This is a genomic window from Streptomyces sp. NBC_01166 (assembly GCF_045039765.1).
GTDB lineage: Bacteria > Actinomycetota > Actinomycetes > Streptomycetales > Streptomycetaceae > Streptomyces.
Genome location: NZ_CP108613.1, coordinates 5,576,389 through 5,588,997 on the forward strand (window position 1 = coordinate 5,576,389; position 12,609 = coordinate 5,588,997).

At 68.7% G+C, this 12,609-nt stretch carries 11 protein-coding genes and 1 riboswitch; of the genes, 5 read left to right on the top strand and 6 right to left on the bottom strand.

Annotated features, from left to right (window positions below; all coding sequences use genetic code 11):
- The first annotated feature begins 44 nt into the window (after positions 1 to 44).
- Positions 45 to 257: a hypothetical protein gene (locus OG379_RS25830; RefSeq protein ID WP_405665387.1), complete on the top strand. Its 213-nt coding sequence runs from the start codon at positions 45 to 47 to the stop codon at positions 255 to 257.
- Here OG379_RS25830 and OG379_RS25835 read toward each other — a convergent pair.
- From OG379_RS25835 to OG379_RS25860, 6 genes are all read right to left on the bottom strand, one after another.
- Positions 254 to 1,270: a ribonucleotide-diphosphate reductase subunit beta gene (locus OG379_RS25835; protein WP_405665389.1), complete on the bottom strand. Its 1,017-nt coding sequence runs from the start codon at positions 1,268 to 1,270 to the stop codon at positions 254 to 256. The genes OG379_RS25830 and OG379_RS25835 overlap by 4 nt on opposite strands.
- Positions 1,270 to 3,663, bottom strand: a complete 2,394-nt coding sequence (locus OG379_RS25840) for a ribonucleoside-diphosphate reductase subunit alpha (RefSeq protein ID WP_405665391.1) — start codon at positions 3,661 to 3,663, stop codon at positions 1,270 to 1,272. Before OG379_RS25840 ends, OG379_RS25835 begins: the two co-directional genes overlap by 1 nt.
- Positions 3,664 to 3,799: 136 nt before the next feature.
- A riboswitch (cobalamin riboswitch) is annotated at positions 3,800 to 3,936 on the bottom strand.
- A gap of 40 nt (positions 3,937 to 3,976) precedes the next feature.
- Positions 3,977 to 4,477 (bottom strand): GNAT family N-acetyltransferase, encoded by a 501-nt coding sequence (locus OG379_RS25845; RefSeq protein ID WP_405665393.1) that lies wholly within the window; start codon positions 4,475 to 4,477, stop codon positions 3,977 to 3,979.
- Between the two features lie 147 nt (positions 4,478 to 4,624).
- The gene (gene mctP / locus OG379_RS25850) at positions 4,625 to 6,259 is read right to left on the bottom strand and encodes a monocarboxylate uptake permease MctP (RefSeq protein ID WP_405665395.1); all 1,635 of its coding nucleotides are present in this window, start codon (positions 6,257 to 6,259) and stop codon (positions 4,625 to 4,627) included.
- Entirely contained in the window at positions 6,256 to 6,519 is a 264-nt protein-coding gene (locus tag OG379_RS25855) for a DUF3311 domain-containing protein (RefSeq protein ID WP_393763445.1), read from the bottom strand. Before OG379_RS25855 ends, mctP begins: the two co-directional genes overlap by 4 nt.
- Before the next feature lie 177 nt (positions 6,520 to 6,696).
- Positions 6,697 to 7,461, bottom strand: coding sequence for a GntR family transcriptional regulator (locus tag OG379_RS25860; protein ID WP_393763594.1), 765 nt, complete (start codon positions 7,459 to 7,461; stop codon positions 6,697 to 6,699).
- A gap of 286 nt (positions 7,462 to 7,747) precedes the next feature.
- Here OG379_RS25860 and OG379_RS25865 point away from each other — a divergent pair, with 286 nt between their 5' ends.
- The 4 genes from OG379_RS25865 (at position 7,748) to OG379_RS25880 (ending at position 12,584) form a co-directional block, all read left to right on the top strand.
- Complete coding sequence (locus OG379_RS25865) at positions 7,748 to 9,046, top strand: sugar ABC transporter substrate-binding protein (RefSeq protein WP_405665398.1); 1,299 nt, start codon at positions 7,748 to 7,750, stop codon at positions 9,044 to 9,046.
- Positions 9,047 to 9,171: 125 nt separating this feature from the next.
- Positions 9,172 to 10,188 carry a carbohydrate ABC transporter permease gene (locus OG379_RS25870; RefSeq protein WP_393763449.1) on the top strand — a complete coding sequence of 339 codons (1,017 nt, stop codon included), beginning with the start codon at positions 9,172 to 9,174 and terminating at the stop codon, positions 10,186 to 10,188.
- Positions 10,185 to 11,057 (top strand): carbohydrate ABC transporter permease, encoded by an 873-nt coding sequence (locus OG379_RS25875; protein ID WP_393763451.1) that lies wholly within the window; start codon positions 10,185 to 10,187, stop codon positions 11,055 to 11,057. Before OG379_RS25870 ends, OG379_RS25875 begins: the two co-directional genes overlap by 4 nt.
- 9 nt (positions 11,058 to 11,066) lie before the next feature.
- Entirely contained in the window at positions 11,067 to 12,584 is a 1,518-nt protein-coding gene (locus tag OG379_RS25880) for a glycoside hydrolase family 3 protein (protein ID WP_405665401.1), read from the top strand.
- The last annotated feature ends 25 nt before the right edge of the window (positions 12,585 to 12,609 follow it).

Sequence of the window (12,609 nt, forward strand, 5' to 3'; positions counted from 1 at the left end):
TCCTGCCACTGCCGGAATCCGGGCGCGAGGACGACAGTAGAGCCATGAACACATTCCTGAGCTACCTGGCCATAGCCGCACTTTTCGCCCTCGTCCTGCTGCCCGCCCTCCTCGGCCTCGCACGGGAGCGCAGGATCGACCGCGAACTGAGGGACGCGCAACGGGGCCGGGGGGAAACACCCCCGGAAACGGCAGGCGCCGCGCAGCCGCTCACGGCCACGCGGCGCCCGTACATCAGGTCCTGGGCGCGGATCTAGAAGTCGTCGTCGAAGCCGACCGAGCCCTCCACCGCCACCTGGTACGCGGAGGGGCGCCGCTCGAAGAAGTTCGTCAGCTCCTGCACCCCCTGGAGCTCCATGAACGAGAACGGGTTCTCGGAACCGTAGAGCGCGGGGAAGCCGAGCCGGGTGAGCCGCTGGTCGGCGACGCACTCCAGGTACTGGCGCATCGACTCGGTGTTCATCCCCGGCAGGCCCTCGCCGCACAGGTCGCGGCCGAACTGCAGCTCCGCCTCGACGGCCTCCCGCAGCATGTCGGTGACCTGCTGCCGGAGCTCGTCGTCGAAGAGGTCCGGCTCCTCCTTGCGGACGGTGTCGACGACCTCGAAGGCGAAGTTCATGTGCATCGTCTCGTCACGGAACACCCAGTTGGTGCCCGTGGCGAGACCGTGCAGCAGACCGCGCGAACGGAACCAGTAGACGTACGCGAACGCGCCGTAGAAGAACAGCCCCTCGATGCACGCGGCGAAGCAGATCAGGTTGAGCAGGAAGCGCCTGCGGTCCGCCTTCGTCTCCAGCCGCTCGATCTTCTCGACCGAGTCCATCCACCGGAAGCAGAACTGCGCCTTCTCGCGGATCGAGGGGATCTCCTCGACCGCGTCGAAGGCCGCCGCACGGTCCTCCGGGTCGGGCAGATAGGTGTCGAGCAGCGTCAGATAGAACTGGACGTGCACGGCCTCCTCGAACAGCTGACGCGACAGGTAGAGCCGCGCCTCGGGCGAGTTGATGTGCTTGTAGAGCGTCAGCACCAGGTTGTTGGAGACGATCGAGTCACCCGTCGCGAAGAACGCGACCAGCCGGCCGATCATGTGCTGCTCGCCGGCTGAGAGCTTGGCGAGGTCGGCGATGTCGGAGTGCAGGTCGACCTCCTCCACCGTCCAGGTGTTCTTGATCGCGTCCCGGTAGCGCTCGTAGAAGTCCGGGTAGCGCATGGGACGCAGGGTCAGTTCGAAGCCCGGGTCGAGCAGGTTCTTGTTCTCGGACGTGGTCATTACTGGCAGGCCTCGCAGGACTCGGGGTTTTCGAGGGAGCAGGCGATCGCGTCCGCGTCGGGAGCCGTCGCCTGCTGTACGGGAACGGTGGCGGTGGCGGCCTTGCCGGACGCCGCGCGGGCGATCCGGGTCGCCGGGCGCGACCGCAGGTAGTACGTCGTCTTCAGCCCCTGCTTCCAGGCGTACGCGTACATCGAGGAGAGCTTGCCGATCGTCGGCGTCTCCAGGAAGAGGTTGAGCGACTGGCTCTGGTCGAGGAACGGCGTACGGGCGGCCGCCATGTCGATCAGGCCGCGCTGCGGGATCTCCCACGCCGTGCGGTACAGCGCCCGCACGTCCTCGGGGATCCAGGCGAAGCCCTGCACGGAGCCGCTCGCCTCGCGCAGCGCCTCACGGGTCCGCGCGTCCCAGACGCCGAGCCTCTTCAGCTCGTCCACCAGGTAGGCGTTGACCTGGAGGAACTCTCCGCTGAGCGTCTCGCGCTTGAAGAGGTTGGAGACCTGCGGCTCGATGCACTCGTACACCCCGGCGATCGAGGCGATCGTCGCCGTCGGCGCGATGGCGAGCAGCAGCGAGTTGCGCATGCCGGTCTTCGCGACCCGGGCGCGCAGTGCGTCCCAGCGCTCAGGCCAGTTCAGCTCGGTGTCGTAGTGGTCCGGGTGCAGTACGCCGCGCGCCGCGCGGGTCTCGGACCAAGCGGGCAGCGGGCCCGACCGCTCGGCGAGGTCGCAGGAGGACTCGTACGCGGCGAGCATGATCCGCTCGGAGATCTTCGTGGACAGCGCGCGGGCCTCGGGGGAGTCGAACGGGAGGCGCAGCTGGAAGAAGACGTCCTGGAGGCCCATCGCGCCCAGGCCCACCGGGCGCCAGCGGGCGTTGGAGCGGCCGGCCTGCTCGGTCGGGTAGAAGTTGATGTCCACCACGCGGTCGAGGAAGGTCACCGCCGTGCGGACGGTGGCGTCCAGCCGCTCCCAGTCGATGGTGCCGTCGGCGACGAACGCGCCCAGGTTGACCGAACCCAGATTGCAGACGGCCGTCTCGCCGTCGTCGGTGACTTCGAGGATCTCCGTGCACAGGTTCGAGGAGTGCACGACGCGGCCCGGCTCGGCGGTCTGGTTCGCCGTGCGGTTGGAGGCGTCCTTGAACGTCATCCAGCCCTGCCCGGTCTGGGCGAGGGTCCGCATCATCCTGCCGTACAGCTCCCGGGCCGGCAGGGTCTTGCGGGCCAGCCCCTTTGCCTCGGCGGCGCGGTAGGCGGCGTCGAACTCGTCGCCCCACAGGTCCACGAGCTCGGGGGCGTCGGCCGGGGAGAACAGCGACCACTCCGTGTCCGCGTCGACGCGGCGCATGAACTCGTCCGGGATCCAGTGCGCCAGGTTGAGGTTGTGCGTACGCCGCTGGTCCTCGCCGGTGTTGTCGCGCAGCTCCAGGAACTCCTCGATGTCCGCGTGCCACGTCTCCAGGTAGACGGCTGCGGCACCCTTGCGGCGGCCGCCCTGGTTCACCGCGGCGACCGAGGCGTCGAGCGTCTTCAGGAACGGCACGATGCCGTTGGAGTGCCCGTTCGTGCCGCGGATGAGCGAACCCCGGGCGCGGATACGGGAGTAGGAGAGCCCGATGCCGCCCGCGTGCTTGGAGAGGCGCGCCACCTGGTGGTAGCGGTCGTAGATCGAGTCCAGCTCGTCCAGCGGCGAGTCCAGCAGGTAGCAGGACGACATCTGCGGGTGGCGGGTACCCGAGTTGAAGAGGGTGGGGGAGGAGGGCAGGTAGTCGAGCCGGTTCATCAGGCCGTACAGCGCGGCCACTTCCTCCAGAGCCCGCTCGGAGGTGTCCTCGGCGAGCCCGGCGGCGACGCGCAGCATGAAGTGCTGCGGGGTCTCGACGACGTCGCGGGTGAGCGGGTGGCGCAGCAGGTACCGGCTGTGCAGAGTCCGCAGCCCGAAGTAGCCGAAGCGGTCGTCGGCGCCGTCGGCGAGCGCCTGGTCGACGAGCGCGTCGAGGGCGGCGGCGTGCAGCGTGACGAACTCGGCCGTACGGTCCGCGATCAGGCCCTCGCGATGTCCGACGGCGACCGACGCGGAGAAGGAGACAGCGCCCTGGCCGGCGGCCTCGTCCGCGATGGCCCGGGTGAGGAGCCGGGCGGCGAGCCGGGAGTAGGCGGGGTCCTCGGAGATCAGGCCGGCGGCGGCCTCGGTGGCCAGCGAGCGCAGCTCGGCCTCGTCCGACCGGGCGTTGCGGCCGCGCAGTGCGGCGGCGGCCACCCGTCCGGGGTCGGTGTCGGGCAGATCGGCGGTGAGGCCGGTCAGGGTCCGCAGCAGTGCGGTCCCGGGCGCGTCGGTCGTGCGGCCTTCGGATTCCGTGACTGAAACCGGGTCGGCTGGCGCGATGGTCACTGGGGCTATCCCTCGCTCGGCTCGGGGCCTGCGGGAGCGGGGCAGCCGGGCACGGCGGCGCCCGGGGAAGGGCAGCACGGCGCGCGGCGTCCACCGGCCCTCCGCGGGGCCCGGACGTATCGGCACCCGGTTCGGTCGAGCCGGGCGCACTGTCGACAGGTCTTCGGACTTCGGGATGCGGATAAGCACACCGATCACACCGTTGCGGGACAGTTCCGGATTCTCACCGGATTCCCCTGCGGCGACAGCGAGGTCGAGCATACATGTGGGGGCTCCCGATTGGAGAAGCCCCCACATCTTGTGTCGTGAAGGGTCAGAGCTCCAGGCGGAATGTCAGGAGCGCGAGGCCCGGCAGCGGGTACCAGTCCCGCTCCGGAGTCCGTACGAAGCCGAGGCGGCGGTAGATCCGATGGGCGCCCAGCATGGCGGACTGCGTCGACAGGACGATCCCGGAGAGCCCTCCGGCGGCCCGTGCCCGCTCGATACAGGCCCGTACGAGCGCCTCGCCCGCGCCCCGCCCACGGGCCTCCGGAGAGACGGCCAGCATCCGGAACTCGGCCTCGTCCTCCCCGGCGATGTCCGCCCACGGGGTGCCCGGCGCGACGTAGGTGACACCGCCCAGCAACCGGCCGTCGGCGTCCAGCGCGACCAGCACCTCGGCCTCGGCGGCCCGCCGCCCGACCGCGCGGAGCTGCTCCAGGTACGGGTCGTCGGCGCCGAAGTCCAGGAGTCCGTCGCCCAGATACGCCTGCGCGGTGATCTCGCCCAGCTCCTCGAACTGGGTGTGCCGGGCCGGCCTGATCGATACGTCCATGGGCGGCAGTCTGCCCCAGGCGCCGGGTGCGGCGCGCCCCGGTTTCGGAGGCCGACGGCCCCGGGAGCCCGGCCCTGACACGACTCCGTCCCGGCAGGGAGACCCTGCCGGGACGGACGTTCGTGCCTCGGAGCGACCGCTGTGGGATCAGTGGCCGCCGGGTGCACCCACCGTGGCCGGCGGGAGCTCGACCTTGACGCCGGGGTCGCCCGCGTCCGCCGTGTAGTCCGACGGGGAGGTCTCGTCCACACCGGCCGGCGCCTTCACCGCGTTGAGGACGACGGTCAGCACGAGCACGACGACGACGTTCAGCACGAACGCGGTGAGACCGATGTAGCCGATCTCGCCGAGCCCCGGGATCTCCTTCGAGGATCCGCCGAAGTGCTTCTGGGTCGGGCTGGCGACGCCGTACGCGGCCGCCGTGCCGTAGATCATGCCGACCGCCCAGCCGGCGATCAGGGCCCAGCGGTGGAACCACCGGGTGAAGAGGCCGCCCACCAGGGCCGGCATCGTCTGGAGGATCCAGATGCCGCCCAGCAGCTGGAAGTTGATCGCGACCGTCTTGTCCATGGTGAGGACGAAGGCGAGCGCGCCGACCTTGACCAGCAGCGAGACCAGCTTGGACACCTTGGTCTCCTGGGCCGGGGTCGCGTCCGGCTTCAGGAAGTCCTTGTAGATGTTGCGGGTGAAGAGGTTCGCCGCGGCGATGGACATGATCGCGGCGGGCACCAGGGCGCCGATGCCGATCGCGGCGAAGGCCACACCCGCGAACCAGTCCGGGAACATGTTCTCGAAGAGCTGCGGAATGGCGAGCTGGCCGTTGTCGACCTTGATCCCGGCCGCGATCGCCATGAATCCGAGCAGTGCCAGCAGACCCAGCATCAGCGAGTACAGCGGCAGGATCGTGGTGTTGCGCCGGATCACCTCACGGCTGCGGCTGGAGAGCGTCGCCGTGATCGAGTGCGGGTACATGAAGAGCGCCAGCGCCGAGCCCAGGGCCAGGGTGGCGTAACCCCACTGGCCGGAGACCCCGGGCGCGAGCCCGGCCACCGGTTTGCCGGCCGCCTCGTTGGCGGCGGAGAACTTCTCGCCGGCCGCGGCGAAGATGTCGTCGAACCCGCCCAGCTTGATCGGGATGTAGATGATCGCCACCGCGATGACCAGGTAGATCAGCCCGTCCTTGACGAACGCGATCAGCGCCGGCGCGCGCAGCCCCGAGGAGTAGGTGTACGCGGCGAGGACGGCGAAGGCGATGAGCAGCGGCAGGTCCTTGATGAACCAGTGCGTGTTCTCACCGCCGCCGACGCCCATGACGTCCAGGACGGCCTGGATGCCGACCAGTTGGAGCGCGATGTACGGCATCGTGGCGAGGATGCCGGTGACGGCGACCGCCAGCGAGAGCCCCTTCGAGCCGAAGCGGCCACGGACGAAGTCCGAGGTGGTGACGTAGCCGTGCTTGTGCGACACCGACCACAGACGCGGCAGGAAGGTGAAGATCAGCGGGTAGACGAGGATCGTGTAGGGGACGGCGAAGAAGCCGGCCGCGCCCGCCGCGTAGACCGCCGCGGGCACCGCGACGAAGGTGTACGCCGTGTAGAGGTCGCCGCCGAGCAGGAACCAGGTGACCCAGGTGCCGAACGACCGGCCGCCCAGGCCCCATTCGTCGAGGCTGGCCTCGTTCTCGGCCTTGCGCCAGCGCGCGGCCATGAAACCGATGACCGTGACGGCCACGAAGAAGAAGATGAATACGGCCAGTGCGATGCCGTTGACGCCGTCCTTCATGCTGACGCACCCCCCTTGCGGGCGCGCTGGTCACGCTGCCACAGCTTGTACGCGATCATGGTGAGAGCGGTCGAGATGAGCACCCACAGCATCTGGTACCAGTAGAAGAACGGGATGCCTATGAAGGTCGGATCGACCTTCGCGTACGACCCGACCCAGAGCATCGCCACGAACGGAGCTATCAGGCAGAGCCCGATGACCACCCTCATGGGTGTCACCGTCGGCGCTGTTGGTGGGTTCGCATCGGTATCTTCTGGCATGTGGCGACTCCGTCCCCTCGCTGATCACCTGGTGTAATGCGCAGGAAATCTAAGCGAATGCCCCGTCCACCGTCACCCCCGTCCGCATTGCGGTCCTGCAACGGTCCGGTGTCGCCCGAAATGCCTGATCCCCCTGCGTGTGCAGGGGGATCAGAGGTTTCGGGGCCCTGAAGGCGCTCAGTCCGCGGGACGCTTCAGACGGGCGACGAACTTGTACCGGTCGCCCCGGTACACCGAGCGCACCCACTCCACCGGTTCGCCCCCTCCGTCGACCGAATGCCGGGACAGCATGAGCATCGGGAGGCCGACGTCCGTGCCGAGCAGTCCCGCCTCGCGCGGCGTGGCGAGCGAGGTCTCGATGGTCTCCTCGGCCTCGGCGAGCCGGACGTCGTACACCTCGGCCAGCGCGGTGTAGAGCGAGGTGTACTTCACCAGTGAACGGCGCAGCGCGGGGAAGCGCTTGGCCGAGAGGTGGGTGGTCTCGATGGCCATCGGTTCACCGCTGGCGAGCCGGAGCCGCTCGATCCGCAGCACCCGGCCGCCCGTCGTGATGTCCAGCAGCCCGGCGAGCGTGTCGTCCGCCGTGACGTAGCCGATGTCCAGCAGCTGGGAGGTGGGTTCCAGGCCCTGGGCGCGCATGTCCTCGGTGTAGGAGGTGAGTTGCAGGGCCTGGGAGACCTTCGGCTTGGCGACGAAGGTGCCCTTGCCCTGGATGCGCTCCAGCCGGCCCTCGACCACCAGCTCCTGGAGGGCCTGACGCACCGTGGTGCGCGAGGTGTCGAACTCCGCCGCCAGGGTCCGTTCGGGCGGCACCGGGGTGCCGGGCGGCATGGTGTCCGTCATTTCGAGGAGATGGCGCTTGAGCCGGTAGTACTTCGGGACGCGTGCCGTGCGCGCTCCCGCACCGGTCTCGCTCGTACTGCTGCCCCCGTCGGCACCCATGGCCCGCCTTCCCGACTGCTGCGTTGCTGCCGTCACCGGCTCCTCCGTCTGTCGCGGCTCACATGGTGGCACGGTCCGGTCACGGGTCGTCGCCCTCCCTCAGGTGTCGGTCCGATAACGGACGCGAGTGCACTTCTTATACACCCTTGACACCCCTAAAGGTCTAGGCCAAGCTCCCGGTACTGGTCTAAACCATTAAAGACCAGGTCCCAGACCCACAGGTAGCGCCAGGCGTACGTCTTCGCGGTGGGCGGGGGGTTGCTGGTATCCCTGAGGAGGGTGTGGCATGAAGCGCAAGCTCATAGCGGCAGTAGGCGTCGCAGCGATGATGACCGGAATCGCGGCGTGTGGTGGGGACAGTAATGACAACGCTTCGAAGGACCCGAAGGACCGTACCGAGAGCCTGACGGTCTGGCTCATGGTCGACGCGCAGAGCACCTGGCCGGAACTGGTCAAGGACGTCAACGCGCAGTTCAAGAAGAAGTACCCGAAGGTCAAGGTCAACGTCCAGTACCAGCAGTGGGCGGACAAGGCCAAGAAGCTCGACACGGCTCTCGGTGGCGACAAGTTCCCGGACGTCGTCGAGCTCGGCAACACCGAGACGATGCAGTACATCCTCAACGGTGCCCTGGCCGAGATCGACCCCGAGAAGTACGACAACTCGGATACCTGGATCAAGGGTCTGAAGGACACCTGCACCTTCGAGGGCAAGCAGTTCTGCGTGCCGTACTACGCGGGCGCCCGTGTCGCGGTCTACAACAAGGACATGCTCAAGAAGGGCACGGGCAGCGACGCCCTCCCGCAGACCGAGGACGAGATGCTCGCCGCACTCGACAAGGTCTCGGCCGAGTACAGCAAGAAGGACAAGCGCTTCTCGTCCCTCTACCTGCCGGGCCGTTACTGGTACGCGGCCATGTCCTACGTCGCGGGCTACGGCGGCTCCATCGCCGAGTACGACGAGGGCGCGAAGGAGTGGAAGGGCAACCTCTCCTCCCCCGAGTCCCAGAAGGGCATCGAGCACTTCGTCAACCTGGTCAAGAAGTACAACAAGGCCGACCAGACCAAGGACGAGCAGGACCACGCCAACGTCATGGCCAACGAGAAGGCGGCCCTGATCTACGGCAACGGCTGGGAGGCCGGTTCCGTCGTCGACGGCGCCAACAACGGCAACCCCAAGCTCGAGGGCAAGATCGGCACGGCCGGCATGCCCGGCCCGAACGGCAAGGCCCTCCCGTCCTTCATCGGCGGTTCGGACCTCGCGGTGACCGCCAAGTCCAAGGTCACCGACCTGGGTGAGGAGTGGGTCTCCCTCTTCACCAGCGAGAAGTCGCAGGAGGTGCTCACCTCCAAGAACATCCTCCCGAACAACGAGAAGCAGCTCGAGCCGCTGAAGTCCAAGCCCGAGACGGCCGCCGTCGCCAACGCGGTGCCGGACGCCTGGTTCACGCCGATCGCGCCGGGCTGGACCTCCATCGAGAAGGAGGAGGTCCTGGAGAACATGCTTCTGGAGATCCTCAAGGGCGGTTCGGTCGCCGACGCGGCCAAGAAGGCCGACGACAAGATCAACGAACTGATCAACAAGTAGTCCCCGGGCCTTCGGCTCTCCAGGCGGGGGTCCGGCGAACACCGGGCCCCCGCCCCCTTTTTCTCAGGTAGAACGCCGTGATTCCCGGGTGCAGATCCCCGGAATCCCGATGGAAGGTCAGTCACGTGACTGCTGCCGACACCAAGGCCGCCGGTCCACCGGTCCCCGTACCGAGTGTCCCGGAGAAGACCGGGACCTCGCCCTCCGAGCAGGAAACCGCCGGGCCGCGCCCGAAGAAGCGGCGGAAGAAGGGGGAACTCCTCCCCTACCTCCTGATCCTGCCGGCGATCCTGGCGATCGCCGCCGTCTACGTCTACCCGCTGGTCAAGACCGTGATCATGTCCTTCCAGGACCTGGGACGGGCGGCCCTCTGGGGCAACGGCGAGGCCCCGTGGGTCGGCTTCGAGCAGTTCACCAACATCCTCGGCGACCCGGAGTTCTGGTCGGTCGTCGGGAGAACCGTCGTCTTCATGACCGTCTGCGTCGTGCTGACCATGGGTCTCGGCCTGCTCATCGCCCTGATGATGCTGAAGGTCTCCACCTGGGTGCGGCTCGTCCTCACGGTGGCGCTGATCGCCGCCTGGTCCATGCCGCTCATGGTTGCCGCGTCGGTCTTCCGCTGGCTCTCCGACTCCGACTACGGCCTGATCAACACGCTGCTCGCCGACATCACGGGCAACGAGGACCGGTGGCTCGGCCACAACTGGTTCCTCGACCCCTGGCAGGGCTTCGGCATCATCACGCTCCTGGTCGTCTGGGGCGCCATCCCGTTCGTGGTCATCACGATGTACGCCGCCCTCACCCAGGTCCCCAAGGAGCTGGAGGAGGCGGCCGCCCTCGACGGAGCCACCGCGTTCGGGGTCTACCGCTACGTGACCTGGCCCGTCATCAAGCCGGTCTTCACGATGGTCGCCACGCTCTCCGTCATCTGGGACTTCAACGTGTTCGGCCAGATCTGGCTGCTGCGCGGCAACAAGCCCGAGCCCGAGTACGAGACCCTCGGCCTCTACTCCTTCTCCAAGGCGTTCGAGTCCACCTCCTTCAGCCAGGGCAGCGCGATCGCACTGATCACCGTCCTGATGCTCTCCGGCGTCGCCGTGTACTACCTGCGCCAGCTGATCAAGACGGGAGAGGTCGAATGAGCGCCTCCACGCCCACGAACACGCCGGCCCAGGTCCTGCGGCCCGACCGCAGGAGGAACCGCCTCGGCTACAACATCCTGGCGCTGGTCACGGCCGGGATCATGGCCTTCCCGGTCTACTGGCTGATCGTCAGTTCGCTGCGCCCCAACCACGAGATCCGGTCCTACGACCAGACCCTGTGGCCGTCCTCCCTCACGTTCGACAACTTCGCGCGCGCGGTGAAGCAGGACAACTTCTCCACCGCCATCCAGTCGAGCCTCATCGTCTCGGTCACGGCCGTCGTCGGCGGCATGATCATCGCGACCCTCGCGGCCCTCGCCATCGGACGTTTCCGCTTCTTCGGACGGAAGGCGCTGATGATGGTCATGATCCTGGTCCAGATGCTGCCCCCGACCGCGATGCTGATCCCGATCTACCTCCAGCTCAACGCGATGGGAGGCATCGACGAGTACTGGGGCCTCATCGTCGTCTACCTGGTCTCCACGCTGCCCTTCGCGACCATCATGATCCGCGGATTCGTGATCAACATCCCCGTGGAGCTCGAGGAGTCCGCGATGGTGGACGGCTGCACCCGCATGCAGGCCTTCCGCCGGGTCATCTTCCCGCTGCTGGCGCCGGGGCTCGCGGCCGCGTCCATCTTCGCGCTGGTCAACGCCTGGAACGAGTACCTCTTCGCGTACATCCTGATCAACGACAACTCCAAGTACACGCTCAACGTGTGGCTGATGACCTTCACGACGGAACGCGGAACGGACTACGGGGCGCTGATGGCGGCCTCCACGCTCATCTCCATCCCGGTCGTCATCTTCTTCATGATCATCCAGGGGAAGATGGCTACGGGGCTCACCTCAGGCGCCGTGAAGGGATAACGCAGCCCCATGACCACCCTCGTATCCACCATGGACACCGTCACCCGCGACGCGCTCGCCGTGCTCCAGCCAGGCTTCACCGGGACGACCGCCCCGGACTGGCTCCTGCGCAGGGTCGGGGAAGGCCTGGCCTCCGTCGGGCTGTTCGGCCGGAACATCCACTCGCCCGAGCAGCTCTCCGCGCTCACCGCCCGGCTGCGCGCCGAGCGGGACGACGTACTCGTCGCGATCGACGAGGAAGGCGGCGACGTCACCCGGCTTGAGGTCCGCAACGGCTCGTCCTTCCCCGGCAACCTCGCCCTCGGCTCCGTCGACGACACCGACCTGACCCGGGCCGTCGCCCGGGAGCTCGGCCGCCGGCTGGCCGAGTGCGGGGTCAACCTCAACTGGGCGCCGTCCGCCGACGTCAACTCCAACCCGGGTAACCCGGTCATCGGCGTCCGCTCCTTCGGCGCCGGCACCGGGCTCGTCGCCCGCCACACCGCCGCGTATGTCGAGGGCCTCCAGTCCGCCGGTGTCGCGGCGTGCACCAAGCACTTCCCGGGGCACGGCGACACGGCGGTCGACTCGCACCACTCGCTGCCCCGCATCGATGTGGACCTGGACACCCTGCACGCCCGTGAGCTGGTGCCTTTCCGCGCGGCCATCGCAGCGGGTTCCAAATCAGTGATGAGCGCACATATCCTGCTTCCCGCACTCGACCCGACGCGGCCCGCGACTCTGAGCCCCCAGATCCTCACCGGTCTGCTGCGCGAGGAGCTGGGCTACGACGGGCTGATCGTCACCGACGGCATGGAGATGGACGCCATCGCCGGCACGTACGGCATCGAGCGGGGATCCGTCCTCGCCATCGCCGCGGGCGCCGACGCCATCTGTGTCGGCGGCGGGCTGGCCGACGAGGACACCGTGCTGAGGCTGCGCGACGCGCTGGTGACGGCGGTGCGGACCGGTGAACTGCCCGAGGAGCGGCTGGCCGACGCGGCCGCACGTGTACGGGCCCTCGCGTCCTGGACGCAGGGGGCCAGGGGGGCTGCCCCGGAGCCGGGCGCGGACACGCAGGAGGGGACCGCGCCCGGCCCCGGAGCCGACGTCGGGCTGGTCGCGGCCCGGCGGGCGGTGACGGTCACGGGCACCGCCGAGCCGCTGCGCGAGCCGGCCTACGTCGCGGCCTTCACCCCGGTGGCCAACATCGCGGTGGGCGACGAGACCCCGTGGGGCGTCGCGGCCGAACTGGCCCGGCTCCTGCCCGGCACGGAGACGGACACCTACAGCACCGCGAGTGCCTCGCCGGCCGTCGAGGTGCTGAGGGCGGCGGGGGAGCGGCGCATCGTCGCCGTCGTCCGCGACGTCCACCGGCACGCGTGGATGCGCGAGGCGCTGGACGGCGTACTGGCCGCCCGTCCCGACACGGTCGTGGTCGAGATGGGCCTGCCCTACGCGCCGCCCCGAGGCGCCCTGCACATCGCCACGCACGGCGCGGCGCGGGTCTGCGGGGTCGCGGCCGCGGAAGTGCTCACGGGCTCCTGAGCCCGGGGGAGCGACGCGTGAGGGC

Bases quoted from the DNA above. Each gene is read 5' to 3' on its own strand.
- mctP (WP_405665395.1), bottom strand. From the start codon at position 6,259: ATGAAGGACGGCGTCAACGGCATCGCACTGGCCGTATTCATCTTCTTC.
- OG379_RS25860 (WP_393763594.1), bottom strand. From the start codon at position 7,461: ATGGGTGCCGACGGGGGCAGCAGTACGAGCGAGACCGGTGCGGGAGCG.
- OG379_RS25865 (WP_405665398.1), top strand. From the start codon at position 7,748: ATGAAGCGCAAGCTCATAGCGGCAGTAGGCGTCGCAGCGATGATGACC.
- OG379_RS25880 (WP_405665401.1), top strand. From the start codon at position 11,067: ATGACCACCCTCGTATCCACCATGGACACCGTCACCCGCGACGCGCTC.
- OG379_RS25830 (WP_405665387.1), top strand. From the start codon at position 45: ATGAACACATTCCTGAGCTACCTGGCCATAGCCGCACTTTTCGCCCTC.
- OG379_RS25875 (WP_393763451.1), top strand. From the start codon at position 10,185: ATGAGCGCCTCCACGCCCACGAACACGCCGGCCCAGGTCCTGCGGCCC.
- OG379_RS25845 (WP_405665393.1), bottom strand. From the start codon at position 4,477: ATGGACGTATCGATCAGGCCGGCCCGGCACACCCAGTTCGAGGAGCTG.
- OG379_RS25835 (WP_405665389.1), bottom strand. From the start codon at position 1,270: ATGACCACGTCCGAGAACAAGAACCTGCTCGACCCGGGCTTCGAACTG.
- OG379_RS25855 (WP_393763445.1), bottom strand. From the start codon at position 6,519: ATGCCAGAAGATACCGATGCGAACCCACCAACAGCGCCGACGGTGACA.